The sequence below is a fragment of the Pseudomonas sp. B40(2017) genome (genome assembly GCF_002112855.1).
In the GTDB taxonomy this organism is placed as follows: domain Bacteria; phylum Pseudomonadota; class Gammaproteobacteria; order Pseudomonadales; family Pseudomonadaceae; genus Aquipseudomonas; species Aquipseudomonas pharyngis.
Genome location: NZ_NEIT01000013.1, coordinates 1 through 25,359, shown reverse-complemented (window position 1 = coordinate 25,359; position 25,359 = coordinate 1). Strand labels below are relative to the sequence as shown.

Annotated in this window: 29 protein-coding genes and 1 pseudogene; 15 read left to right on the top strand and 15 right to left on the bottom strand. The window is 59.9% G+C overall.

Annotated elements, in window-relative coordinates; translation table 11 throughout:
• Nucleotides 1-63: 63 nt before the first annotated feature.
• Nucleotides 64-429, top strand: a complete 366-nt coding sequence (locus tag CAF76_RS28035; RefSeq protein ID WP_085649338.1) for a hypothetical protein — start codon at nt 64-66, stop codon at nt 427-429.
• 24 nt (nt 430-453) lie between these two features.
• On the opposite strand, the gene CAF76_RS28030 is transcribed toward CAF76_RS28035, so the two are convergent.
• Nucleotides 454-1,200 (bottom strand): hypothetical protein, encoded by a 747-nt coding sequence (locus tag CAF76_RS28030; RefSeq protein WP_085649339.1) that lies wholly within the window; start codon nt 1,198-1,200, stop codon nt 454-456.
• Between the two features lie 119 nt (nt 1,201-1,319).
• On the opposite strand from CAF76_RS28030, the gene CAF76_RS28025 reads away from it, so the two are divergent.
• From CAF76_RS28025 to CAF76_RS28005, 5 genes are all read left to right on the top strand, one after another.
• Complete coding sequence (locus CAF76_RS28025) at nt 1,320-1,673, top strand: hypothetical protein (protein WP_082934444.1); 354 nt, start codon at nt 1,320-1,322, stop codon at nt 1,671-1,673.
• A gap of 120 nt (nt 1,674-1,793) precedes the next feature.
• A complete protein-coding gene (locus CAF76_RS28020; RefSeq protein WP_085649340.1) occupies nt 1,794-2,540 on the top strand; it encodes a hypothetical protein in 747 nt (248 codons plus the stop codon).
• Nucleotides 2,541-2,611: 71 nt separating this feature from the next.
• Nucleotides 2,612-4,531, top strand: a complete 1,920-nt coding sequence (locus tag CAF76_RS28015; RefSeq protein WP_085649341.1) for an alkaline phosphatase D family protein — start codon at nt 2,612-2,614, stop codon at nt 4,529-4,531.
• Between the two features lie 199 nt (nt 4,532-4,730).
• Nucleotides 4,731-4,985 carry a type II toxin-antitoxin system Phd/YefM family antitoxin gene (locus CAF76_RS28010; RefSeq protein WP_039765667.1) on the top strand — a complete coding sequence of 85 codons (255 nt, stop codon included), beginning with the start codon at nt 4,731-4,733 and terminating at the stop codon, nt 4,983-4,985.
• A complete protein-coding gene (locus CAF76_RS28005) occupies nt 4,982-5,236 on the top strand; it encodes a Txe/YoeB family addiction module toxin (protein ID WP_011335833.1) in 255 nt (84 codons plus the stop codon). The genes CAF76_RS28010 and CAF76_RS28005 overlap by 4 nt, the downstream gene beginning before the upstream one ends.
• An 8-nt stretch (nt 5,237-5,244) precedes the next feature.
• Here the strand turns inward: CAF76_RS28005 and CAF76_RS28000 are convergent, their stop codons facing one another.
• The gene (locus tag CAF76_RS28000) at nt 5,245-6,417 is read right to left on the bottom strand and encodes an aspartate aminotransferase family protein (RefSeq protein ID WP_085649342.1); all 1,173 of its coding nucleotides are present in this window, start codon (nt 6,415-6,417) and stop codon (nt 5,245-5,247) included.
• Between the two features lie 102 nt (nt 6,418-6,519).
• Here CAF76_RS28000 and CAF76_RS27995 point away from each other — a divergent pair, with 102 nt between their 5' ends.
• From CAF76_RS27995 to CAF76_RS27980, 4 genes are all read left to right on the top strand, one after another.
• A complete protein-coding gene (locus CAF76_RS27995) occupies nt 6,520-7,425 on the top strand; it encodes a LysR family transcriptional regulator (RefSeq protein ID WP_085649343.1) in 906 nt (301 codons plus the stop codon).
• Between the two features lie 45 nt (nt 7,426-7,470).
• The gene (locus CAF76_RS27990; RefSeq protein WP_085649344.1) at nt 7,471-7,875 is read left to right on the top strand and encodes a GNAT family N-acetyltransferase; all 405 of its coding nucleotides are present in this window, start codon (nt 7,471-7,473) and stop codon (nt 7,873-7,875) included.
• A 64-nt stretch (nt 7,876-7,939) separates the two neighbouring features.
• On the top strand, nt 7,940-8,464 hold the full coding sequence (locus CAF76_RS27985) for a hypothetical protein (RefSeq protein ID WP_064599269.1): 525 nt from the start codon (nt 7,940-7,942) through the stop codon (nt 8,462-8,464).
• Between the two features lie 173 nt (nt 8,465-8,637).
• Nucleotides 8,638-9,342, top strand: coding sequence for a hypothetical protein (locus tag CAF76_RS27980; protein ID WP_085649345.1), 705 nt, complete (start codon nt 8,638-8,640; stop codon nt 9,340-9,342).
• 70 nt (nt 9,343-9,412) lie between these two features.
• Here CAF76_RS27980 and CAF76_RS27975 read toward each other — a convergent pair whose 3' ends face one another.
• From CAF76_RS27975 to hmpA, 9 genes are all read right to left on the bottom strand, one after another.
• The gene (locus tag CAF76_RS27975) at nt 9,413-9,904 is read right to left on the bottom strand and encodes a RidA family protein (protein ID WP_064599271.1); all 492 of its coding nucleotides are present in this window, start codon (nt 9,902-9,904) and stop codon (nt 9,413-9,415) included.
• A gap of 230 nt (nt 9,905-10,134) precedes the next feature.
• The gene (cyoE, locus tag CAF76_RS27970) at nt 10,135-11,022 is read right to left on the bottom strand and encodes a heme o synthase (protein WP_085649346.1); all 888 of its coding nucleotides are present in this window, start codon (nt 11,020-11,022) and stop codon (nt 10,135-10,137) included.
• 10 nt (nt 11,023-11,032) lie between these two features.
• Nucleotides 11,033-11,368, bottom strand: a complete 336-nt coding sequence (gene cyoD, locus CAF76_RS27965; protein ID WP_007956718.1) for a cytochrome o ubiquinol oxidase subunit IV — start codon at nt 11,366-11,368, stop codon at nt 11,033-11,035.
• Complete coding sequence (locus tag CAF76_RS27960; RefSeq protein WP_007956720.1) at nt 11,368-11,994, bottom strand: cytochrome o ubiquinol oxidase subunit III; 627 nt, start codon at nt 11,992-11,994, stop codon at nt 11,368-11,370. The genes cyoD and CAF76_RS27960 overlap by 1 nt, the downstream gene beginning before the upstream one ends.
• 3 nt (nt 11,995-11,997) lie before the next feature.
• Complete coding sequence (gene cyoB, locus CAF76_RS27955) at nt 11,998-14,028, bottom strand: cytochrome o ubiquinol oxidase subunit I (protein WP_064383941.1); 2,031 nt, start codon at nt 14,026-14,028, stop codon at nt 11,998-12,000.
• Between the two features lie 3 nt (nt 14,029-14,031).
• Nucleotides 14,032-14,973: a ubiquinol oxidase subunit II gene (gene cyoA, locus CAF76_RS27950; RefSeq protein ID WP_011335843.1), complete on the bottom strand. Its 942-nt coding sequence runs from the start codon at nt 14,971-14,973 to the stop codon at nt 14,032-14,034.
• A gap of 825 nt (nt 14,974-15,798) precedes the next feature.
• Entirely contained in the window at nt 15,799-16,308 is a 510-nt protein-coding gene (locus tag CAF76_RS27940) for a disulfide bond formation protein B (RefSeq protein WP_007956723.1), read from the bottom strand.
• 25 nt (nt 16,309-16,333) lie between these two features.
• Nucleotides 16,334-16,894: an ester cyclase gene (locus CAF76_RS27935; protein WP_085649347.1), complete on the bottom strand. Its 561-nt coding sequence runs from the start codon at nt 16,892-16,894 to the stop codon at nt 16,334-16,336.
• A gap of 217 nt (nt 16,895-17,111) precedes the next feature.
• Nucleotides 17,112-18,293, bottom strand: coding sequence for an NO-inducible flavohemoprotein (gene hmpA, locus CAF76_RS27930; RefSeq protein WP_085649348.1), 1,182 nt, complete (start codon nt 18,291-18,293; stop codon nt 17,112-17,114).
• Nucleotides 18,294-18,456: 163 nt separating this feature from the next.
• Between hmpA and norR the strand changes: the two genes are divergently transcribed.
• The 5 genes from norR to CAF76_RS27905 all read left to right on the top strand — a co-directional run bounded on the left by norR (nt 18,457) and on the right by CAF76_RS27905 (nt 22,932).
• Nucleotides 18,457-20,013: a nitric oxide reductase transcriptional regulator NorR gene (gene norR / locus CAF76_RS27925; protein WP_085649349.1), complete on the top strand. Its 1,557-nt coding sequence runs from the start codon at nt 18,457-18,459 to the stop codon at nt 20,011-20,013.
• Nucleotides 20,014-20,327: 314 nt separating this feature from the next.
• Nucleotides 20,328-21,230 carry a chemotaxis protein CheV gene (locus CAF76_RS27920; protein WP_011335848.1) on the top strand — a complete coding sequence of 301 codons (903 nt, stop codon included), beginning with the start codon at nt 20,328-20,330 and terminating at the stop codon, nt 21,228-21,230.
• 27 nt (nt 21,231-21,257) lie between these two features.
• Nucleotides 21,258-21,716, top strand: a complete 459-nt coding sequence (locus CAF76_RS27915) for an N-acetyltransferase (protein WP_085649350.1) — start codon at nt 21,258-21,260, stop codon at nt 21,714-21,716.
• 61 nt (nt 21,717-21,777) lie between these two features.
• Complete coding sequence (locus tag CAF76_RS27910) at nt 21,778-22,095, top strand: hypothetical protein (protein ID WP_085649351.1); 318 nt, start codon at nt 21,778-21,780, stop codon at nt 22,093-22,095.
• 87 nt (nt 22,096-22,182) lie between these two features.
• Nucleotides 22,183-22,932: a YkgJ family cysteine cluster protein gene (locus CAF76_RS27905; RefSeq protein ID WP_085649352.1), complete on the top strand. Its 750-nt coding sequence runs from the start codon at nt 22,183-22,185 to the stop codon at nt 22,930-22,932.
• Here the strand turns inward: CAF76_RS27905 and CAF76_RS27900 are convergent.
• The 4 genes and pseudogenes from CAF76_RS27900 to CAF76_RS27890 all read right to left on the bottom strand — a co-directional run.
• A complete protein-coding gene (locus CAF76_RS27900; protein ID WP_371857950.1) occupies nt 22,929-23,993 on the bottom strand; it encodes a methyl-accepting chemotaxis protein in 1,065 nt (354 codons plus the stop codon). The two genes, CAF76_RS27905 and CAF76_RS27900, sit on opposite strands and share 4 nt — an antisense overlap.
• A gap of 243 nt (nt 23,994-24,236) precedes the next feature.
• Nucleotides 24,237-24,518: pseudogene (locus CAF76_RS29195) on the bottom strand (PAS domain-containing protein); the annotation flags it as partial.
• A 147-nt stretch (nt 24,519-24,665) separates the two neighbouring features.
• On the bottom strand, nt 24,666-24,893 hold the full coding sequence (locus tag CAF76_RS27895; protein WP_085649354.1) for a hypothetical protein: 228 nt from the start codon (nt 24,891-24,893) through the stop codon (nt 24,666-24,668).
• A 135-nt stretch (nt 24,894-25,028) separates the two neighbouring features.
• Nucleotides 25,029-25,359: DUF6124 family protein (locus CAF76_RS27890; protein ID WP_143493665.1), on the bottom strand; the 331-nt coding region annotated here is incomplete at its 5' end.

The window sequence follows — 25,359 nt, the reverse complement described above, 5'->3', positions numbered from 1 at the left end:
GCCGTCCACTCGCTAGAGGCCTGTCAACCGCCTCTGTTATCGCGCACTCGGGAATAAACCAAAATGGATGCTGTGTTGTGCTTGCTGGTGATGGCTGGAACCTGGCTGTGGGTAGTGAAGCAACGGGGTGAGTGGAACCTGTTGCTTGCCAACCTTGCCGGCGCCGGAAGTGGCGTGGTTACCGGCATTGTGTTCACGCTGATTTACGACGCAGTCATTGGTACGTCGATGGCGACCCCCAACCTGAATCGCAGTCTGGTGGTGTTCCTCACCAGCGCGGGTGTTCTGGCGGGGGTATGGCTGTGGATTGCCAATCGCCGTCAACCCGAACACCCGGTCGCACGTCAGTTGCTCGGCGCGGTGTGTGGCTTGGCCGCGGGCATGGCGACCCTGATGTTTTTGGCGGTGAATTATTTCCCCCACACGTGACAGGACGGCGTGACTGTTTTGCAGTCAGCGCCGAGCCTTCAACACACGAATATCCGTCGCAAACCCATCCGCACCGACAATCTTCCTCCAGCCCACATACTGAAACTCGCCCCGCTCATCGATGTAATCGCCCTTCTCCACCGACCTGCCGCCGACAATCGCCACGCGCTTTTCCTCACCACACCCGCCATCCGACGGCCGAACGGTGTAGATCACATACGGCTTCACATATTGCGTGGCGCGAAAGTATTGGCCGCAGACTTCATCGACGGTAATCAGCAGGGTTTTCAGGCGCGCTTCGCCGTCCATGTCTTCGTGAAGTTTGAGGAAGGAGATTTCGCCGACATCGCTGTAGCCGAGTGAGCGGGCGCGTTGGTATTCGGGGGAGTTCTGGTGGGCGATGCGGCCTTGCTCGGCGGCCTGGTTCATTCTGTCGGCGAACTCGGCTTTGCCACGGGCAATCATCGCATCGGCCTCGGCCGCCACGTTTTCGCATTGAGCGAATTCCCCGGAGGCGAGGTATTGGGGAAGCAGGTTCGGGCGGTGCTCATTCATGCTCCCCTGGCTGTTCTCCAGATCGCCCATCACTTCAAAGGCGCTGGGCACGCGACCGCTTTGGACGTCGGCCATTTTTTCCTGCATGCGCTGACAGTTGGCGAGGTAATACTTCCAGCTGTTTTCCGGGTGCTCTTTCCAGGCGGCGAATGCCGGGGTCAGCGTGGTAGCAAAGACGAACACACAAAACAGACGGCAGGTTTTGAGAGCAGGCATGAGTAGTCCATTACGGAGATGAAGTCAGTGGCGCGACGCTACTATTTTGCTATCTTGCCGTCCACTGTCGACCAAGGTGCCAAGGGCCTGATCAACACCGATTCCGAAGGAAGAATGCGATGGAAATAGCCGTTATGTTTTTTGCCTGGGCGGCCATGTGGGTATGGGTTGTCAGGCAGCGTGGTGCCTGGAATCTGATCCTCGCCAATATGCTCGGTGCCGCCAGCGGCATGATGGTAGGCGTGGTGGTCTCGGAGTTTTACATTCGCTTGTTCGGGGCGGACCGGCCCCCCATACCCGGGCTCATGGGCACAGTGCTGCAGATGCTGACAACCGCTGCGGCGCTGGTGGGTGTATGGATGCTGGTATCCCATCGATCGCAGGTCGAACATCCTGTTGCGCGTCAGCTACTGGCAGGTCTTTGCGGCACCGTGGCCGGCCTGACAACATTCATGTTTTTTGCACTCAAATAATTTTACCGGCGTTGAATGCGATGGTTGCTGTAGCAGCGGATGTCTATTTTGCTATCTTGCCGCCCATCTCAGCACTGCGTGCGCTGAATTCAGGTTTTGCAGGTTTAAGGAAAGGATCGAATGGAGTTTCTGCGTTTTCTGGCATTTGTCGCGGCCTGGGGTTTCATGTGGCGCTGGGTGGTGAAAAACCGCGGCAGCTGGAATCTGTTTTACGCCAACCTGGTCGGTGTCGCGGGCGGTTTCATTGTTTCGATGGTGGTGCTGGCGATCACTTTTTCACTGTTCCCGTCGGCGCATCGCTACGAAGCCGCGCGGACTGCAAACGTCGTGGCACAGCAGCACGCCGAGCCGACCTCGTTGCTGCCGGAAGCCGATGCGGTTGCAAGCCCTGCTGCGCTGAAAGATGCGCCGGTGTTTGCCGCTATCGAGCCGGACAACAAGCCCTCTCCAGCGGATTCCGCGTTGTTGCCGAACTATGCCAGTCGCGCGCCGAAGTCGATGTCGGTGCAATCCGTGATCGACCAGAGTGATGATGAGGGGCGCAAGGCCCTGACGGCGCTGAGCAAAAAATTGCGCGCCGACGCCCAGGGCGACAAATCGATGCTCGCGTACGTGATGTGCAGCCCGTTCGTGACCGGCACCTTGCGCTTCCCCGCCTCTGCCCGGTTTGCTGACAGCAAAAGCCTGACACCGCAGCGCTTCAAGGATCAGGTTTACTCCTTCAGCAACACCGTCACCGCGCGGAACATGAATGGCGACGACGTGACGTACCGCTTCGACTGTTCCGTACAGGAACAGCCAAGCGTCGACGCGACACCTGCCGAATGGCGCCTGTTGGCGCTGAAGCTGGAAAAAACAGGCTCTTAAGCCTGGTTTAAGGGTTCGAGGCGCCGGCTGCGCTATCATCGCCGGCCTGTGCGCCTTGAGCTTTTCCCCCGATGCCTCCGACACCTGATGACCTGAGCCCGCTGCCCGCTGTTCTGGCCGGGCCGTTGCTGCGACGGCTGGAACCCACGCGCATCGTGCTTTGGCTGGTCGGCAGCCGCGAACTGTCGTTGACCTTGCGCCTGCAAGACGTAGGAAACATTCCTCTCGATAGCGGGAAATGCACCGTCATTCCGGTAGGCACCCGGGCGTTTGTTCACCTGATCGACGTTCCGCTGGAAACCGCCCTGCCCTGCGACACCCGCATCGACTACGACCTGTTGATCGATGGCTTGCAGCCGATCGCCGACTGGGCGCCACACCTGCTCTACGACGACGCCACCTGCCCGAACTTCGTCCTGCGCCCGCGCATCGACCAGTTGCTCCACGGTTCCTGCCGCAAACCCCATCACCCGGCCGCCGACGGCCTGCTCTGTGTTGACCGGTTGCTGGCCGCCGAAACCGATCCGCAGCAACGCCCCGCCCTGTTGATGATGAGCGGTGATCAGGTTTACGCCGACGACGTGGCCGGTCCGATGTTGCGGGCGATTCACGCCCTGATCGAGCGCCTCGGCCTGTTCGGTGAGCACCTCGAAGGCGCGGTGGTCAGTGACAGCGCGAAACTCTACGAACACCCGGCCAGCTACTACCACCGCGCGGATTTGCTGCCGGCACTGGAAAGCAACGAGACATTGCGCGAGCGTTTTTTCGGTGGTGCGCGCAAGCCGATTTTCACCAGCAGCAGCGCTGACAATCACCTCGTGACGTTCGCCGAAGTCATGGCCATGTATTTGCTGGTGTGGTCGCCAACGCCTTGGACGCTGGTCAATCCGCAGCCGCCAGCGCTGACGCCGGAACGCCTCAAGCGCTATGCCCTCGAACAGACCCGCATCGACGGGTTCAAGGCCGGCCTCGGCCAGGTGGCCCGGGCCTTGGCGCATTTGCCGAGCCTGATGATCTTCGATGACCACGACATCACCGACGACTGGAACCTGTCCGCGCAATGGGAGGAAACGGCCTACGGCCACCCGTTCTCCAAACGCATCATCGGCAACGCGCTGATCGCCTACATGCTGTGTCAGGGTTGGGGCAACAATCCGGATGCATTCAGCGCTGTACTGGAGAAAACCCGAGGCCTGAGCGCCAGCGGCTATGACCGCTATCTCGACGCTCCCGTGCAGGACGAATTGATTGAGGAACTGCTGCGCTTTCAGCAATGGCATTTCGTAATGCCAACCAGCCCGGCACTGGTGGTGCTCGACACCCGAACCCGACGCTGGCGCAGCGAAATGGCGCTCAAGCAACCGTCGGGTTTGCTGGACTGGGAAGCATTGAGCGAACTGCAGCAGGAACTGCTCGACCACCCTTCGGCGATCATCGTTTCGCCGGCGCCGATCTTCGGCGTGAAGCTGATCGAAACCGTGCAGCGAGTTTTCAGCTGGTGCGGTTATCCACTGCTGGTGGACGCGGAAAACTGGATGGCCCATCGCGGCGCCGCCCAGGTGATCCTGAACATTTTCCGACACTCACGTACACCGGGCAGTTACGTGGTGCTGTCAGGCGACGTGCATTATTCCTTCGTCTACGAAGTCCTGATCCGACACCGCAAGGCCGGGCCGCGCATCTGGCAGATCACCAGCAGCGGCATCAAGAACGAATTTCCCCCGACCCTGCTGGAATGGTTCGACCGTCTCAACCGCTGGCTCTATTCACCGCGCTCGCCACTCAACTGGCTGACCAAACGCCGCCGCATGCGCATCGTCCCGTACGTGCCGGAACACGCCGAAGCGGGTGAACGGTTGTGGAATTCGGCGGGGATCGGTCAGGTATTTTTCAATCATCAGGGACAGCCGAGCGACATCATCCAGCACAACGCGAACGGCGCACCGAAGACCCGGATGCTGGCGCCGGATTTGTCGGACTACCCTGATTAGAAAAATCTCACGTAGACAGTGAGAGGGATGGCAGGCTCGTCGGAATCAGCTTACAGAAGACCCAGAAACGTCTTGATGGGACTTCGGTGATACTCAGCACACCGCAGGCAGCCCGTCTGTGGCGCAACCACTGATAGGTATCGCCTTGTCATCCTGTACTCATTTCTGTACGTTCTTTGCATCAAGCGAGGACTACAACATGGACACTATCAACTACACCACAGCTCGTGCGCACTTGGCCGAAACCATGGATCGCGTGAATGAAGACTGCGCCCCGCTTCTGGTAACCCGCCAAAAAGGCGAGCCTGTAGTGATGATGTCTCTGGCCGAATACAACGCGCTGGAAGAAACGGCTTATCTGCTGCGTTCTCCGGCCAATGCCGAGCGCTTGATCAAATCGATTGGCGAAATGCGCGCTGGAAAAGCCAAAGTCAGGCAACTGATTGAAGAATGAAAATCCAGTTCACGCCAACGGGCTGGGAAGACTACTTATGGTTTCAACAAAACGATAAGGCCGGTCTCAAACGAATCAATCTTTTGATCAAAGCGATCCAGCGCCAACCCTTTGAAGGCTTGGGTAAACCGGAGCCACTCAAGCACAACATGAGCGGCTTCTGGTCACGGCGGATAACTGCCGAGCATCGCTTGGTCTATGCGATCGTAGACGGCGAAATCTGCGTCATAACTTGCAGATTTCACTACTGACCAAGTGATCAGACATGGCTCAGGGAACGGCCCACCCCTCTGACAATCATCCCCACCTCCCGCTCATCAATCGTCAGCGGCGGCAGCAACCGAATCGTCTTGCCGCGAGTGACGTTGATCAGCAGTCCATGATCCCGCGCGGCAATCAGTGTCAGGTCGCGGATCGGCTGTTTGAGTTCGATGCCGATCATCAGCCCTTGTCCACGAATCGCCAGCACATTCGGATTGTCTGCCAGCTCTGCACGCAAGCGGGTCAGCAGGCGCTCACCCTGGACCCTGGCATTTTCCAGCAGGCCTTGTTCCTCAATGATCTCGAGCACGGTGCAGCCCACCCGACACGCCAATGGATTGCCGCCGAAGGTGCTGCCGTGGCTGCCGGGGGTGAACAGATCCGCCGCCCTGCCCCGTGCCAGGCAGGCGCCGATCGGCACGCCGTTGCCCAGGCCCTTGGCGAGGGTCATGACGTCGGGAACGATGCCTTCGTGCTGGAACGCAAACCAGCGACCGGTACGGCCGATACCGGTCTGGATTTCGTCGAGCATCAGCAGCCAGGCGTGACGGTTGCACAGCTCGCGCAGGGCCTTGAGGTAGCCAGACGGCGCCAGTTGCACGCCGCTTTCGCCCTGAATTGGTTCGACCAAAATCGCCACGATCCGCTGGCCATGTTCGCGCTGCACCTGCTCCAGCGCTTGAAGATCGCCGAACGGCACTTTGACGAAGTCCCCGGGCAAGTCATTGAAACCGAGCCGCACCGCCGGGCCATCGCTGGCGGACAAGGTGCCGAGGGTACGCCCGTGAAACGCGTTGGCCATCACTACCACCAGCGGCTGCTCGATGCCTTTGCGCCAGCCGTAAAGGCGCGCCAGTTTCAGTGCGGTTTCATTGGCCTCGGCACCGGAGTTGTTGAAGAACGCCCGCTCCATCCCCGCCAGCCGCGTCAGCTTCTGCGCCAGCGATTGTTGCCAGTCGATGCTGTAGAGATTGGAAGTGTGCAGCAGCAAACCCGCCTGCTCGCTGATCGCCGACACGATGCGCGGGTGCGAGTGGCCGACATTGGTCACCGCCACGCCCGCCACCGCGTCCAGATACTCGCGGCCCGCCTGATCCCAGAGTCGGGTGCCCAGGCCCTTGATGAAGCTCAGGTCCAGCGGTTGATAGGTGTTCATCAGGGCGGCGGTCATGTCGGCAAACTCCAGCGAGGTGAGAGGTGCTGGCAGTATGGTTATCCACCTGAACTGGATAAACTCGGCAAAACTTCAATCATTTAAAAGTCGGGCTTGATAATGGATCTGTTCCAGTCGATGAGCGTGTACGTCAAGGTTGTGGAGTCCGGCAGCATGACGGCGGCCGCGCTGCAGTGCGAAATGTCCACGACCATGGTGGGCAATCACCTGCGGGCACTGGAGCAACGGCTCGGTGTGCAATTGCTGCAACGCACCACCCGCCGCCAGCGACTGACTGAATTCGGCAGCGTTTACTACCAGCGCTGCCTGGAGGTATTAGGTCTGGTCGCCGACTCCGAACGGCTCGCCGAACAGACGCTGGATGAACCGCGCGGCATCCTGCGGGTGACCGCGCCGCTGACCTTTGGCGTCGAACGCCTGGCCCCGGCGCTCAGCGAGTTTTCCCTGCAATGTCCGCAGGTCAAACTCGACGTGATCCTGACCAACCGCCGCCCGGACCTGCTGGAAAGCGGTCTCGACGTGGCCTTCCGACTGGGCCACTTCGACCAGTCCAACCTGATCGCCCGCCCGCTGATCGACTACACCCTGACCGTCTGCGCCTCCCCGGAATACGTTGCCCGACGCGGCATGCCGCTCACGCCTGAAGAGTTGCGCCAGCACGACTGCCTGTCCTTCGCCTACCCCGCCGGCGATGACTGGCAATCGGTGGAAAAACAGTGGCGCCTCAGCGGCCCGGACGGCGAAATCATGGTCGACGTCAAAGGCCCGATGCTGATCAACAGTTCCGCCGGCCTGCATCAGGCCGCGCGCACCGGCATGGGCATCGTGATGCTGCCGGACGCACTGGTGGAACAGGATCTGCGCGACGGCAAACTGGTGGTGGTGATGCCGGACTATCAGCCGCCGAACCGCCCGATGCATCTGCTCTACGCGCCGGATCGCTATCGGCTGCCGAAACTGCGTCGCTTCGTCGAGTTCGCCATGCAGATGTGGGGCAGACCGTAAGCAACGCGACTACTGTTGGAAACACACCAGGGACGGGATCAACGAATGAACAAGGATATTTCAATACGCGACCTCCTGCCGACGGAAGTCGAGGCCGCAAGGCAGTTTCTGGGGCGGCACGGCTGGGGTCATCGCACAGGCACCGCCGAACATTTCGCACAACTCATCCAGAACTCCCAACGCACTGCCGTTGCATTGAGCGGCCAGCAGGTTGTCGGTTTCGCCCGTGGCATCACCGATGGTTTGTCCAACGGTTACCTGTCGATGGTCGTGGTCGACGGGCAACACCGGCGCGCGGGAATCGGGCGGGCGCTGGTCGAACATGTGATGGGCGACAACACCGACATTACCTGGGTTCTGCGTGCCGGCCGCGAAGGTGCGGAAGCGTTTTTTGCCAGCCTGGGGTTTGAAACCTCGGTGATCGCGATGGAGCGTTTGCGACTGAAATAGCCGACGGTTACTGTGACCCCGACTATGCTCCACCCTCCTCCTTTTCCAGCATGGATGCTGCGCAATGCTCACGATTCTGCAAAACACTCCGCTACGGGTTTACCTGATTTTTCTGCTGGTGGTTTATTTCGGCATCAAGTCGTTTTCTCCCCGACGCGAGAGCCGTGCCTCGATGCTGATTACGCCCCCGGCGTTTTTGGCATGGTCGCTGTACTCACTGAACCTGACGATCAACCCGGGCCTGTTTTTCAGCACCTGGTTCGCGGCGCTGTTGCTGGGCAGCCTGTCGGCCTGGCTGGTGTTCTCCCGCCGGGGCGTGGTGCTCGACGACTCCGCAACAGGGCTGATCATGCCGGGCACAGTAAAAATCCTGATCATGTACCTGATGTTCTTTTCTGCGAACTACTACTTCAATTACCAGCATGACGTGCATCCGGAGCGTTCCGCGTCCCCGGACCTGCTGTTGATCAAGTCGATTATTTCGGGGTTTCTGGGCGGCCTGATCGGCACCCGCTCGTTGAAGCTCTACTGGACACTGCGTGCTCTGGCGTCCCGGCGGTTGCCGAGGAATGCCGTCGCCAATGAATAAGGCAGAGCGCTCGCGGTGCCGGATTGCTCAATACAAATCATCCGGATAAATAATCGGCACCGCCGGCCCCTTGCTCCGTGACAACGCTGCCGCGCTCCCCTAAATTAGTCGGCCTGAAAAAGCCCCCAGCGCTTTCTCGTCTCATCTCAAGTTAAAAAAGTAGTGAAATTTCAATGTCCGATTTCAACACCGCTGAATCCGTAGTCACTCTGTCGTCCAAAGCGGAATACGAAAACTCCATCAATCTTTCACAACACATCCCACAGGCGAAGATCATCAGCGAGATGGTGCTGGACGCGTTCCAGTCGAGCCGCGAGAGCGATCAGATCCGCGAACTGCGCGCCGCGATCCGTCAGGCCCACGACCGCTTCGATGACGACCAGGCTTACGAGCTGATGGGCGAACTCAAGCGCCTGAAGGACGCTGAGGCTGCCGACATCGCTGCCCTCGAAGATCTGAGCAGCAAATTCCCGATCAGCCGCATCCTGTCCAGCTTCAAGGACGATCCGGCGTTCCAGGAAATCGTCTACGGGCTGGCCCTCAAGGTTCTGAACCAGACCCATCAGGCGATCAGCAACCCGAGCGGCGGCAAGAGCAAGGCCGCACGCGCCAAGAAAGACGTCGAAGTGTTCAGCATCAGCAAGGACGGCATCAGCGTGACCCTGCCAATGCGCACACCGCGTTCGCGCCTGAGCGTGGATCGCGAGGCGCTGGAATTCCTCGGCTTCACCTTCGTCGGCGAAGGCGATGAGGCGGAAATCGAAGGCGAAACCTTCGTCGACAATACCGGCACCGAGCACGCGATCAACCGCAAAAACATCATCACCGCGCTGCAACAGCAGACCGCGTTTGATGGCTACAGCATCGCCGCCCAGTAATACCGGGCGCTGACAAAAAAGCCCCGCACTGAAATTCAGGCGGGGCTTTTTGTTATGCGGTTTTCAGCGATTACGCCGAAGGATGCACTGCGGCGATCATATCGACTTCGATGGCTGCGTTTTTCGGCAACTGATAGACGCCGACGGTGGTGCGGGTGTGTCGCCCGACATCGCCCAACACATAACTGAACACATCCGACGCGCCATTGGCGACTTCGCTGAGGTCAACGAAATCCGGCGTGGACTTCACGTACACCGTGACCCGCAACAACGACCTGACCTTGTCCAGCGAACCGACCGCATCGACGATAAAGGCCAGACAGCGCATCGCACTGATGCTTGCCGCCGCCTGCGCATCCTTGAGCGTCAACTCCTGCCCCACTCGCCCTGGATACTGAATCCTGCCCTCGGTGCGCGGCACCATGCCGCTGATGTAGATCTCATCGCGATGACGGATCAACGGGGCGTAATTGCCACCCACCGTGTTCTCGCCATTGATGTCGTAGTTCAGCTCTTTTGCCAGGGCAATGAATCGCTCGTCGCAGGTCATCCTCTCAGTCATTTCGCCCAGCCTCTTGATCGATGCATGAAGTTGGATCCGAATCTAGGGCTTTTGCCTGTTGATCGCAACCTGTCGATTTCTAGCTAGTCGTTTCGAGGGAATGGCTGATTACCCCACCCTTTTGGGAGAGAGTCTATTCGCGACAAAGGACGTCGTTTATCCATCATCCGAGCAACAAAAAACCCCGCTCATCTCTCGATGAACGGGGTTTCTCGTACAACGTTCGAACCTTACGGCGCGTACGTCAGCAGCAGCTCGGTCGGCACCTTGAAGTCCAGGGACATCATGACGCTCAGCGCGGTGATGGTGAAGATCGAGAACACGAACAGCTTGCGTGCCCAGACCGTGTCATCCACCGCCTTGTAGCCGGTCCAGGCCATGTACAGCCAGTACATGCCCATGGCCGCGGCGACGGCGAGGTAGCTCATGCCAGCGTAACCGCTGAAGGTCAGCATCAAGGTCGCCACGAGGAAGGCCAGGATGTAGAACAGGATGTGCTTCTTGGCCACCTGGATACCGCGCTTCACTGGCAGCACCGGAATCGATGCGGCCAGGTAATCGTTGAAGCGGAAGATCGCGATGGCGTAGGAATGCGGCATCTGCCACAGGCTGAACATCACCAGCAGGGTCAGCGCGGCCATGTCGAAGCTGTTGGTCACGGCCACGTAACCGATCACCGGCGGCATCGCGCCCGACAGACTGCCCACCAGCGTGCCGTGAACCGACTTGCGCTTGAGGTACAGGCTGTAGAAGCCGACGTAGATGATGAAGCCGATCACGGCGAACAGGGCAGCCAACGGGTTGGCCACCTTGCACAGCAACGCAACGCCGGCGACACCCAGGACGGTCGCATAGACCAGGGCCAGTTTCAGGGAGATCAAGCCCTGGACCAGCACCCGGTTCTTGGTGCGTTCCATCTTCAGGTCGATGTCGCGGTCGATGCAGTTGTTGAACACGCAACCGGAGGCCACGACCAGGGAAGTGCCGATCATGGCTGCCAGAAACACGGCCAGATCGACATGCCCTTTCGAGGCCAGGAAGAACCCGCCTGCCACAGAAAGCACGTTACCGAAAATGATCCCCGGTTTGGTGATTTGGATAAAGTGCTTGAGCGACATCGGGTTTACCTCACTTCGCCATCATGTAGGTGTGGATGCTGAACATGATCCACAGCGACAGACCGACCAGCAGCACGATCACGATGGCCGTAAAGACGAACGCAATCACGTTGTTACGTTGAGCGATGGAACGGTCCAGGTGCAGGAAGTAATACAGGTGAACGATCACCTGGATCACGGCGAACAGCAGGACGATTGCCAGCGTCGTCGACTTCGGCAGGGTCGGGAACATCACCAGGCCGAACGGGATGACGGTCAGGATTACCGACAGGATGAAGCCGATGGCGTACGACTTAACGCTGCCGTGGCCAGCATCATGGCTGTCATGGGAGTGTGCATTAGCCATTACAGGGTCCCCATCAGGTAAACAACGGTGAATACGCAGATCCACACCACGTCCAGGAAGTGCCAGAACAGGCTCAGGCAGCTAAGACGGGTCTTGTTGGTCGCCGTCAGGCCGTGCTTGTTGACCTGGTACATCATGATGCCCATCCAGATCAGACCGGCGGACACGTGCAGACCGTGGGTACCGACCAGCGTGAAGAACGCCGACAGGAAGCCCGAACGGCTAGGACCGAAGCCCTCGGAGATCAGCAGGTGGAACTCGTTGATCTCCATGGCGATGAAGCCTGCGCCGAGCAGGAAGGTCATGAACAACCAGCCCAGAACCTGCTGCTTTTTACCCTTGTACAACGCCAGCATGGCGAAGCCGTAGGTGATCGAACTGAACAACAGCAGAGCGGTTTCGCCCAGCACGTATGGCAGTTCGAAGATGTCGTGGCCCGACGGGCCACCGGCGACGTTGTTTACCAGTACCGCGTACACCGCGAAGATCGACGCAAACAGAATGCAGTCGGTCATCAGGTAGAGCCAGAAACCGTATACGGTCATCTCGCCCGAGTCGTGGTGATGGTCATCGTGCCCATGGTCATGACCATGGGCGTGTCCAGCATTGGTCACTAAGTTCGACATTGTTTAAGCCTGTTCCAACTTGGTTTCAACACGGGTTGCGGAAGCAGGGATCTTCCCGGCCGCTACCAGACGCTTGTGCTGCTCGGCTTCGATGCGCTCGATCACGTCGACCGGCACCATATAGCCCTGATCGTCACGTGCTGCGTGGATCACGAAGTAGATGACAGTGCCGGCCAGGCTGGCGATCGCCAACCACCAGATGTGCCAGATCATCGCGAAACCGAACACGGTCAGCAGTGCGCCCATCACCACGCCAGTGGCGGTGTTGTTCGGCATGTGGATCGGTTCGTACTTGGCCGGAGCCTTGTACGCGGTACCGTTTTCCTTGGCCTCGGTGAACGGATCGATGCAGTCTGCCTTTGGCAGTACAGCGAAGTTGTAGAACGGAGGTGGCGACGAGGTCGACCATTCCAGGGTATGGGCATTCCACGGGTCACCGTGTTCGCACATGTTTTCCGGTTTCTTGCGGTCACGCACCGACACGTACAGTTGGATCAGCTGGCAGGCGATACCCACAGCAATCATCACCGCACCGAACATGGCAACGTACAGGTACGGTACCCACTCAGGGTTGGTGGTGGCGTTCAGACGACGGGTCATGCCCATGAAGCCCAGAGCGTAGAGCGGCATGAACGCGACGAAGAAGCCCGAGATCCAGAACCAGAACGCTGCTTTACCCCAGCCTTCGTGCAGCTTGAAGCCGAACGCTTTCGGGAAGTAGAAGCCGAAACCTGCGATGTAGCCGAATACCGCGCCGCCGATGATCACGTTGTGGAAGTGCGCGATCACGAACAGGCTGTTGTGCAGAACGAAGTCAGCACCCGGGATGGCCAGCAGTACGCCGGTCATGCCGCCGATGGCGAAGGTCACCATGAAGCCCAGGGTCCACAGCACCTGGCTGGTGAAGCGCAGACGGCCCTGGTAGATGGTGAACAGCCAGTTGAACAGCTTCACACCCGTCGGGATGGAAATCAGCATCGTCGCCAGACCGAAGAAGGCGTTGACGCTGGCACCCGAACCCATGGTGAAGAAGTGGTGCAGCCAAACCATGAAGCCCAGTACCGAGATCGCGCCCGAGGCGTAGATCATCGAGTGGTGGCCGAACAGTTTCTTGCCGGTGAAGGCCGAGATGACTTCCGAGAAAATGCCGAACGCCGGCAGGATCAGGATGTAAACCTCAGGGTGGCCCCATGCCCAGAACAGGTTGACGTACATCATTGGATTGCCACCAAGTTCATTGGTGAAAATGTGGAAATCCATGTAACGGTCAAGGGTCAGCAGTGCCAGGGTAGCGGTCAGGATCGGGAACGAAGCCACGATCAGGACGTTTGCCCAGGTGCAGGTCCAGGTGAAGATCGGCATGTCCATCAGTTTCATGCCAGGGGTGCGCATTTTCAGCACGGTCGCGAGGAAGTTGACCCCGGTTAACGTTGTACCCAGACCCGATAGCTGTAGCGCCCAGATGTAGTAGTCCATCCCCACGCCAGGGCTGTATTGCAGACCCGACAGCGGTGGATAGGCAACCCAGCCGGTCTTGGCGAATTCGCCGACGCCCAGGGACAGGTTGATCAGCACGACGCCGGACACCAGCAGCCAGAAGCTCAGGGAGTTCAGGAACGGGAACGCGACGTCACGCGCGCCGATCTGCAGCGGCACTGCAAGGTTCATCAGGCCGGTGAAGAATGGCATCGCCATGAAGATGATCATGATCACACCGTGAGCGGTGAAGATCTGGTCATAGTGTTCAGGTGGCAGGTAGCCAGGCGAACCCTCGGTGGCCATGGCCAGCTGGGTACGCATCATGATGGCGTCGGCAAAACCGCGCAGCAGCATGACCATGGCGACGATGATGTACATCACGCCGATTTTCTTGTGGTCGACCGACGTCAGCCACTCGGTCCACAGGTAAGTCCACTTCTTGAAGTAGGTGATTGCAGCGAACAACGCCAGACCACCGAGCGCGATCATCGAGATGGTGACCATCACGATCGGCTCGTGGAAAGGGATCGCTTCCCAACTTAATTTACCAAACATCGTTTACTCCTCTGCCCCGGCAGCTGAATGCGAATTCGAGTCCATATCCGTTGCCGCCACTTCTTTCTCTTTCTTCTCGTGCTTCAGCGGCTTTCCTGGTTTCATGCCTTCGTACTTGTCGACGATGGTCTGGAACAGGTTCGGCGTGACCGAGGAGTAGAGCTCGACTGGATTGTTCTGGCTTGGCTTGGCAAGGGCTGCGTATTCAGCGGCTTCAAGCTGTTTAGGTGCCTTTTTGACTTCACTTACCCAGGCGTCGAAATCTTCCTGAGAAGTTGCGATCGCTTTGAATTTCATACCGGTGAAACCAGCGCCGCTGTAGTTGGCGGAGATACCGTCCATTTCAGCGTTGCGGTCAGCGATCAGGTGCAGCTTGGTGGTCATGCCCGCCATCGCGTAGATCTGGCCGCCCAGGCCCGGGATGAAGAACGAGTTCATCACCGCGTCCGAAGTGATCCGGAAGTTAACCGGGGTGTGCGCCGGGAACACGATCTTGTTGACTGTGGCGATGCCTTGTTCCGGATAGATGAACAGCCACTTCCAGTCCAGCGCGACCACTTCGATGGTCACCGGCTTGACGTCGGATTCGATCGGACGATACGGATCCAGCGAGTGGGTCGACTTGTAGGTGATGTAACCCAGGGCAATGATGATCAGGACCGGGATGGTCCAGACTGCCACTTCGATCTTGGTCGAGTGCGACCATTTCGGGGTGTAGACGGCGTTCTTGTTGGAGGCGCGGTACTTCCAGGCGAACAGGAAGGTCATGACGATGACCGGCACAACGACCAACAGCATCAGCAGCGTGGCGGTGATGATCAGGTTGCGCTGTTCCAGGCCGACCTGGCCCGTTGGATTGAGCAAGGTCATGTTGCAGCCTCCCAGCAACAACGTGCCGAGCAGCGGCACTAGGCCTAGTAATCTGGGGTACCTGTTTTTACTCATCTCACGACCTCTAAAGCAGCTTGCGCAATGCAGTTGGGTTTTGATCGCCAACACTTCACCCTGCCAAGGGTTGGCATTTTCTTTGGATTGAATAAGGGCCGCCCGTCGCGCGTCAGACGCTCGACAAAACCTGGGACAGCGGTCAGTTCTTATTCGAATTCGTGGTCAAAGGCCTTGTTACAGACCAATTCCATTTGGTGCGGAAAGTTGGAAAGGCACCGACACCTGGGTGTCTCGCAAGCCTCTCGGCTGCCCGACACCCGACTTCCTGCTCGCCTCCTTAATAAAGGCTGAACAGTGCCGGGAATTCAGTGCGGGCGATTGTAGATAGGTAGCGCCCTATACACCATGTCTTATCCCGAAATAATTTTTATCGCTCAGAGCAACAATCCATCGCTTTTTTTACAAAAGTGACCCATGTTATCGAAATCGATTCTCAACAAAAACACCAAAAAATGTAGGTCTATCGGCCTCAGTTCAGACAGCTCCGAGGGCTTTTTCCCACGGCGCGATCCGCGCAAAGCCCGATATGCCAAGGCTTTTGGCCATCTGTCAGAGTCTGTTAAAACTGCCTGATCCGGCACTCCCGTGCAAAAACCAAAAAACGCTGAAACAGACCAATCCTTTTTTGTAACAGCACTCCAATCCGGGCCTGTGAACCGCGCTGCGACTGGGCGCGTGTGACAACATGTCGCACACCTGTCGCACCCTTCCTTGCCGTTCGTCACGGTGTTTTCACCAAGACCCTGAAATGCCAAACGCCTCGATTTGCGTCACCGCAAATCGAGGCGTTTGTATTATCGGCGCAGGCGCCGAAAAGTTGATTCAGCGCAACGCTTTTCGGTTACGCGAGGTCAGCAGCGGCACCAGAATCACCACCAGCACAAAGGCCACCAGCGCCCATTGCGCCAGCGACAGGCCGAGGATCGGCGGGTACGGCGTCGAGCAGAAACCGTCAACCTGGAAGCCCAGCGGGAAGATCTTCGCCAGCGGCAGGTCATCGACGATCGGCTGCAACACATCGATGCCGCAGCTCACCGCCGGATAGAACTGGGTGTACACGTGATGCCCGGCGACGCCGGCCCCGGCGATGGCACAAATCACCACCAGCACCTCGAACACGGTGATGCTGCGCCGGGTGCGCATGGCCGCGCCGATAAACGCGAACAGCGCGATCAGCAGCAACGCATAACGCTGCAGGATGCACAGCGGGCACGGCGCCTCGCCCAGCACGATCTGCATGTACAGCGCGCCACCGATCAGCGCCAGGCAGATGATGCCCAGCAACACCAGATAGCGCCGTTCACGTCCCAATCGAATCGTTTCCTCGCTCATCGCGTTTCCCTTTCAAGTCCATGGTTCAGCTGGCCGGCGGCTGCGCTTGCAGTTGCGCCATCAGGCTGATGTTGTCTTCGATATGCCAATTGGCCGCGATGCGACCGTTGTCGATCTGATAGATATCGGTTGCCCGGAAGTCTACACGCTGGCCCTGCCCATTGAGAGCCTTGAACGTGCCGGTGAAATGCCCGCGAAAGTGCAGGTGCACCACCACGCGATCCCCGGCGACGATCATTTGCTCAATCTCGCAGCTCAAGTCCGGCACCGCCGTGCGAAAGAACTTCGACGCCAGCAACGGCCCGGTCGGCCCCTGCACCCGGCCTTCCGGCGGGGTCTTGTCGACGAACTGCGGCGACAGGGCGGCGGTGGCCAACGCCTCTTCGCCCGTGTTCCAGAAACTGCCATAACGCCGCGCCGCCAGCTCCATCGCATCTCGCTGCGCCTTGGGCAGGCTCTGATCGACGATCAGGGTCTGGGGTTCGATCAAGGCGGATTCGGCGAAGGAGAACGGACTGGACAGCAAGGCAACCGACAGGCCCAAAGTGGCCAGGCTGAAACGACGGGAAGAGGCGAAGTGCGACATGGGGACGATCCTGATCATGTAAACGAACGAGCGCCTATCATCAGCATCGGGGAATAAACGATAAACCGGTTAAGAAACGATTAACCTTTAAACAGAATTTAAGAATCAGGGCCGTGTAACGGCCAATCGCTGGCAAGCCAGCTCCCACAGGGACCGTGTCGAACTCAAATCCTGTGGGAGCGGGCTTGCTCGCGAATGAAGGCGACTCGGTTCCGGATTATTCCAGAGCAGCAGCCGGCCCGAAGAACTCATACCGGCTCTGCTTCTCAGGTACACCCAGCGCCTTCAGATGACGCTTGATCGCCCCCATGAAACCTTTTGGCCCGAGGAAGTAAGCGTCCACATCACGCTCCGACGGCAGCCACTCGCCCAGTTGCTCTTCACTCAACAACCCGACCTTGTCCGCCGCCGGGCTCACGCCGTCATCTTCGGCGTAGCAATAGAAGCGCTTGAGCTGCGGATGGCGCGCGGCCAGCCCGTCGACCCAGTCACGAAACGCATGCACGCTGCCGTTGCGCGCACTGTGAATGAAGTACACCGGACGCTCGGTTTCCAGCGCCGCTTCCAGCATCGCCAGCGTCGGCGTGATACCGACGCCGCCGCTGATCAGCACCAGCGGTTTATCACTGGCGGTCAGGGTGAATTCGCCCGATGGCGGGAACAGTTGGATGCTGGAACCGACATGCAACTGATCGTGCAAATAATTGGAAGCTCGACCACCCGGTTCACGCTTGACGCTGATGCGGTACTGACCTTTGTTGGCCAGGGCCGACAGCGAATAGTTGCGGCGGATTTCCTCACCGTCGAGCACCAGCTTCATGCCGATGTACTGGCCAGGTTCGGCTGCGAGGATCGGGCCTTTGTCCGCCGGTTCAAAGTAAAACGAAATGATTTCCGCGCTCTCCTCGACCTTGGCCGCGACAATGAACTCCCGCGCCCCGCGCCAGCCACCGACGGCCTGTTCCTTTTGGTCATAGATGGCGGTTTCGGCGCCGATCAGGATATCGGCCAACTGCCCGTAGGCCGCGCCCCAGGCGTTCATCACTTCTGGCGTGGCGATTTCTTCGCCGAGCACTTCGGAGATGGCGCGCAGCAAGCAGGTGCCAACGATCGGGTAGTGTTCCGGCAGGATCTGCAACGCCACGTGCTTGTTGATGATCTTGGTCACCAGATCGCCCAACTGGTCGAGTTGATCGATGTGACGGGCGTACATCAACACGCCGTTGGCCAGGGCGCGGGGCTGATCGCCGCTGGCCTGGTGCGCCTGGTTGAACAGCGGGCGGACTTCCGGGTACTCGGAGAGCATCATCCGGTAGAAATGGGTGATCAGCGCTTCACCGCCGCTTTCCAGCAGAGGCACAGTGGATTTGACGATGGCACGATCCTGGAGGCTAAGCATAAGGGTGACTCCTGAGCTTTCTCTAAAAGTGCCCTACCCATTCCAGTATTCATGCCAACTATTTTTTCCATATAAATCAATAGCTTGAAAATTATGTAGTCAGATCGACACAGGCCGCTCTATAGTCGCTTCGACTACAACGTGTCTCTTTGACTACAAGCCTATGTCCGCCAAATCATTGCTCACCGCCCTGCTCCCACTGGTTTCCGACCTGTCCCGCGAACTGCCTGAAGGCGAGCGCTATCGGCGCCTGCTCGAAGCCATGCGCGCCCTGCTGCCCTGCGATGCCGCCGCACTGCTGCGCCTCGACGGTGAATGGCTGGTGCCGCTGGCCGTGGACGGTTTGAGCACCGATACCCTCGGCCGGCGCTTCAAGGTCAGCGAACACCCGCGCTTTGAAGTGCTGTTGGCCGGCGAAGGGCCGACCCGTTTCGCCGCCGACAGCGATCTGCCCGATCCGTATGACGGGCTGGTCGACGGCCTCGACGATCACCTCGAAGTTCACGATTGCCTCGGTTGCCCGTTGTTCGTCGATGAAAAACTCTGGGGCCTGATCACCCTCGACGCCCTCGATCCGGAGCGTTTCGAACCGATCGAACTTGATGCTCTGCAAGCCTTCGCCAGCCTCGCCTCGGCCACTGTGAATGCCGCCGAACGCATCGAACGTCTGGCGATCCGCGCCGAAGACGAACACCAGCGCGCCGAGGTCTATCGCCAGGCCAGCGGCCAGCAGAACCGCGAAATGATCGGCCAGAGCAAGGCGCATAAACGGCTGGTGGAAGAAATCAATCTGGTCGGAGGCAGCGACCTGACCGTGTTGATCACTGGCGAAACCGGAGTCGGCAAGGAGCTGGTGGCCCAGGCCATTCACGCCGCCTCAAAGCGGGCCGAGAAACCGATCATCAGCCTCAACTGCGCAGCGCTGCCGGATACCTTGGTGGAAAGCGAACTGTTCGGCCATGTGCGCGGCGCCTTCACCGGCGCCACCAGCGACCGGCGCGGCAAGTTCGAACTGGCCAATGGCGGCACGCTGTTTCTCGATGAAGTCGGCGAGTTGTCGCTGACCGTCCAGGCCAAGCTGTTGCGGGTGTTGCAGAGCGGCCAGTTGCAGCGCCTGGGTTCGGACAAGGAACATCAGGTCGACGTGCGCCTGATCGCTGCGACCAACCGTGATCTGGCCGAAGAAGTGCGCAGCGGCCGCTACCGCGCCGACTTCTACCATCGCCTCAGCGTCTACCCGTTGCGGGTGCCGGCGCTGCGTGACCGGGGGCGCGATGTGTTGCTGCTCAGCGGTTATTTCCTGGAACAGAACCGCTCGCGCATGGGCCTCAACAGCCTGCGTCTGAACAGCGACGCTCAGGAGGCGCTGCTGGCCTACAGCTGGCCGGGTAACGTGCGGGAACTGGAACACCTGATCGGACGCAGCGCACTGAAAGCGCTGGGCAACTGCAAGGTGCGGCCGAAGATTCTCAGCCTCAGTGCGCTGGATCTCGATCTGCCGCGCGAGGTTGTGGATAACTCGCCGGCGCCGTCCGAAGCGACTGCCGCTCTGCCATTGATCAGCGGCGACCTGCGCACCGCCACCGAGCAGTATCAGCGGCATTTGATCAGCGCGGCGCTTGAGCGCAATCAGGACAACTGGGCCAGTGCCGCCCGTGAACTGGGGCTGGACCGGGCGAATCTGGGGCGGATGGCGAAGCGGTTGGGGATGAAAAGCTAGAAGCACCCTCACCCCAGCCCTCTCCCGGAGGGAGAGGGAGCCGACCGAGGTGTCTGGCGCCTTACATCGACCTGAATCACCGAGTCGATTATGGATTCAACAATGCACTTTCAGGTCGGTGTAGCTCAAAAGCATCCCGCATTCGGCTCCCTCTCCCTCCGGGAGAGGGCTGGGGTGAGGGCAATCGATCCAACTGACACACCACCACCCGACAACTAACCTAAAGCCCAACCTTTTGACGCCGATAACCCGGCATCAATAGTTTCTGGCGACTTCCACCCTCGCCCACCCACCTTTCTCCACAGAAGGTTTTTATGTCTTCCAACAAAGCCCGCGCAGATTCACTTTCGCTTCTGCTGTTTACCTTGCGCAGCGGCAAGCTGATGGCGATCAACCTGCTGAAGGTCAGTGAAATCATCCCCTGCCCGCCGCTGACCAAGCTGCCGGAGTCGCACCCGCACGTCAAAGGCATCGCCACCCTGCGCGGTGCTTCGCTGTCGGTGATCGACCTGAGCCGCGCCATCGGCGAGCGGCCGCTGGAAGACCCGAACGGCGGCTGCCTGATCGTCACCGACGTCAGCCGTTCGAAACAGGGCCTGCATGTGCAGGCGGTGAGCAAGATCGTGCATTGCCTGACCACCGACATCAAACCGCCGCCGTTCGGTTCCGGCGGTTCGCGCGCCTACATCACCGGCGTGACCTCGGTGGACGGCACGCTGGTGCAGGTGCTGGATATTGAAAAAGTCATCCACGGCATCGCCCCGGCGCAGATCGAAATGGCCCCGACCGAGCTGAGCATGGAAGACGCCGAAGTGCTGGGCAACGCGCGGATCCTGGTGGTCGACGACAGTCAGGTGGCGTTGCAGCAATCGGTGCACACCCTGCGCAACCTCGGCCTGCAATGCCACACTGCGCGCAGCGCCAAGGAAGCCATCGACTGCCTGCTGGACCTGCAAGGCACGGCGCAGCAGATCAACCTGATCGTCTCCGACATTGAAATGTCCGAGATGGACGGTTACGCCTTCACCCGTACCTTGCGCGAAACCCCGGACTTCGCCCACCTCTACGTGCTGCTGCACACCTCGCTGGACAGCGCGATGAACAGCGAAAAGGCCCGCCTCGCCGGAGCCAACGGCGTGCTGACCAAGTTCTCCTCGCCGGAGCTGACCCACTGCCTGATCGAAGCGGCCAAGCATGTCGCTGCTCAGGGTCACTGAGTCTTGAGCGAGACGTTCTGTTTTCTGATGCGGCGCGACCTGAGCCAGGACGTGCCGACCATCGAATGGCCGAACGGCATCGAACTCACGACTTACAGCGCCGAACGCGCAACCGCCGTGCATGAACTGATGCAGATCGGCTACCGCGAAGGCGGTGGCCGGGTGCCGGCGCTGGGCGTCTGGCAACAGCAGTTCGAAAACGATCCGGAATACGATCCGGCACTGTGTTTCATCGCCAGCGATACCGAAGGCGTCATTGGCCTGGCGCAGTGCTGGACCAGTTCCTACATCAAAAATCTGGTAGTGCATCCTCGGGGGCAAGGTCGGGGATTGGGTCGGGCGTTGCTGCTTCATGCGTTCAAGGCGTTTCGGGATCGACGCGAAGGGTTTGTCGATCTGAAGGTGCTGGAGAGCAATCAGCGAGCGCAGCGCTTGTACGAAATGTCTGGAATGTATGTGGTTCGCCGGGAACTGGTGCCGGACTGACAAACTAAAGTCCTGCGGCATACTCCAACCTTGGCGATCAACTTCCAAGGATGCCCGAACCATGAAACGCCTCGCCCTCTCCGTACTTTGCCTCATCGCCCCGTTGGCCCACGCCTCCAGCTCCGACGCCTGGGCGGCCTACGACAAAGCCGTGCTCGCCAGCTGCACCAAGGCCAGCGGCCTGAAAAACGCCAAACCGGTCGGCAACGCCGCGCAATTCGATGACCGCGTCGGCTATACCGCGCTGTTGCTGCAAGGTCAGTACCCGCAAAAACACATGAAGGGCCAGCAAGGCACCGAGCTGTGTCTCTACAACAAAAAGTCGAAAACCGCATTCGTCACCGAATGGGACTCGATCCGCCCCACCGCCAAACCCTGAGCGAATGGCGCACAACTTGCTTCACTTCGGGCCTGTACGGCGGCTTTATGTCGCCGATTCACACCCCGATTGAAGATTGCCCGCTCAATGAATACGACCTTTTCCTGCGTAGGCTGCGGCAAATGCTGCACCGATCACCATGTGCCCCTGACCCTGGCTGAAGCCCGCATGTGGGCGGCCGACGGCGGTCAGGTGATCGTGCTGGTGGAGGCGTTTCTCGCCAACGGCCTGGGCCTGCCGGAACAGCAGCGCGAGCATGCACAACGGCGTTCGGCGGTGGTGCGCAGCGGAATGTCCGACGTACATGTGGCGATCACCTTCGCCGCCTACAACGTAGGTCCCTGCCGGAATCTTGACGAAGACAAACTGTGCCGCATCTACGAGCGCCGACCGCTGGTGTGCCGCATCTATCCCGCCGAAATCAATCCGCACATCCCGCTGAACCCTGCGGCCAAGGACTGCCCGCCGGAATCCTGGGAGCAAGGGCCGCAACTGATCGTCGGTGGTGAACTGGTCGATCAGGAACTGGTGACGCTGATCCAGCGCTCGCGTCAGGCCGATCGCGACGACATCCGGATCAAGGATGCGATCTGCGGTTTGCTCGGCATCCGCACCACGGCGCTTAAGGGCGATGGGTTCACCGCGTACCTGCCGGACATGGGCGCGTTTGCCTCGGTGATCGATCAGGTCGCGGCGCAGCCATTGAGCGAAGTTTCCAGCGAATGGCTGTTCCATGTCTCCGGCGACGACATCGCCGGGCAAGTGCGGGCGGCCGGGGCACAGGTGGTGTCAGAGCCGCCGCAGACCTACGCGTTCATTTCGTTGCGAGCGGCCTAAGCGCCCTGCCGCCGCCCCCAGAACTCCCGCGCCAGCGAACGCAAATCCCCCGCCAGCCCCGCCACATCCTGTGAGTTGAGCTGGCTCTGGCGCCCTTCATCCACCGTCAGTTCACAGGCCGTGCGAATACTGACGATGTTGCGGTTGATGTCCTCGCTCACCGCGCTCTGCTCTTCGACCGCTGCGGCAATCTGCAGACTCATCTCGGTGATCTGCTCGACCCGCCCGCTGATTCCGTCCAGCGCCCGGGCCGCACGCTGGGCCTGTTCGACGCTGTTATCCACATGCTCGCTGCTCTGCTGCATCACCAGCACCGCATCCCGCGCGCCGTTTTGCAGGGTGCTGATCATCCGTTGAATCTCGTTGGTCGACTGCTGAGTACGCTGAGCCAGACCACGCACCTCATCGGCCACCACCGCAAACCCGCGCCCGGCATCCCCGGCCCGCGCCGCTTCGATCGCCGCGTTGAGCGCCAGCAGATTGGTTTGCTCGGCGATGCTGCGAATCACCTCCAGCACCCCGGAAATCTCGCTGCTGTGGCCTTCGAGCTGATGAATCACCTCGGTCGCCCGGCCCAACTCCTCTGCCAGCCGCAACACCGCACTGCGACTCTCGCCCACCAGCAGATGACCTTCACGGGTTTCCGTACCCGCCATGTCCGCCGCCACCGACGCCTGCTGCGCATGGCTGGCGACCTCGGCCACACTGGCCGCCATCTGATGAATCGCCGCCGCCACCTGATCGGTTTCCGCCTGCTGCGCCAACGTGCTGGTGTGACTGCTGTGCAGATGATCCACCAATTGCGCCGCATGCCCGGCCAGCCGCTGCGATGCATCACCGATCCGCCCCACCACCGCGCCGACCTGCGCTTCAAGCATCTGCAAGGCAAACTCGATCTGCCCGAACTGATCCCGCCGCCCGGTATAAATGCCCTGGCTCAACGGGTTATCGGCAATCAGCCGGGCACGCTCGGTCAAATGCTCCAGCGGCCGCAATAACCAACCCACGCCCAGCGCACACGCGCCACTGCCGGCCACCAGCGCAGCGGCTTCGATGCCCATGGACTCCGGCCGCAGCCAGGCTTCCATCCCCAGCACCAGCGCCAGCACCGAACTGGTCAACGCCATGATCTTCGCCCGCAAACTCAGGCTCGGCAGCCGCGGCCACCGCGCCACCCGCCCCTCGCGCAACTGCGCATACGCCCGCTCCGCTGCCGCAATCTGCCGCGCATCCGGCCGCGTGCGCACCGACTGATACTCCATCGCCGCACCGTTCTGCGTGACCGGCGTGACATAGGCACTGACCCAGTAGTGATCACCGTTCTTGCAACGATTCTTGACCAGCCCCATCCACGACCGCCCACCCTTGAGCGTCTGCCACATATGGGCAAACGCCTGCGCCGGCATGTCCGGATGACGCAGCAGATTGTGCGGCGCACCCAGCAGCTCGTCGCGGCTGTAACCGCTGATCCTGATGAAGTCGTCGTTGGCGTAGGTGATCGCGCTGGTCAGATCGGTGGTCGAGAGAATGTTCGCATCCGGCGCAACATCGACATTGCGCCCGGTCACCGGGAGATTGATCTTCATGGAAAGCGCGCTCGTTTTATTGGAAAGAGTCGGCAGGGCTGCTGACTCTAAGCGCACTAACTGGTTAAACGTTGATCTGGCTCAGGAACTGAGCAATTAGCCATCACTGTGACCGAAAATCACAGCGACGGCCGAGGCGGGATTGAATCAGCGCTTGCCCATCGAACGGCGAGTACCCGACGGCGCCACACCCGGAATCTTGGCGTGACGATCACCGTCCTTGCCCTTGAACTGCGGCTGCTTCGCCGCTTTGGCAGCCGCCAGCTCACCTGGCTTGAACGGAAACTTGAACGCAGGAATGGTCGGTTTGGTATCGCCGGCCTCAGCCAGCTCTGCCGGGACATCGCTCACAGCGTTGTCGATTGGGGAAGTCATGAAAGCTCCGCGAAGCAAAAAAGTCCGGCCCGGTGGACGAGCCGAGAAAGCGCGCAGTATACCTGCGTGAGCGGACTTTAAAGAGCCCCCAAAAGGGTACGACTGGTCCCTTTTGGGGACTCTTCGACTAGCGGATCACGTTTGCGGATCAACCCGATCCAGCGCCCGGTTCACCGCCAGCTCCGCCAGCATGATGATCTGCTGGATTCCCAACGCCGTACTGCGCTGCGGGCCGGAAAGCTCATTGGCGAAGTTGCTGGCAATGGTACTGGCCGAGGCCAGGGATTCGCAGGCATTGGCCAGCAGGCTTTCGGTGTCGACGTTAGGAGTGACCATGTACATCGTGCTCGGGCGCGGCTTGGTGGGGTTGGGGCAGAGGTAGTAGTCGAGGGCGCGTTTGATGGCTTCGCGGTTACGGGCGAGGTCTTCGGCACGCATGGCCTCTTCGAGGGGGGTGGGGGATTTG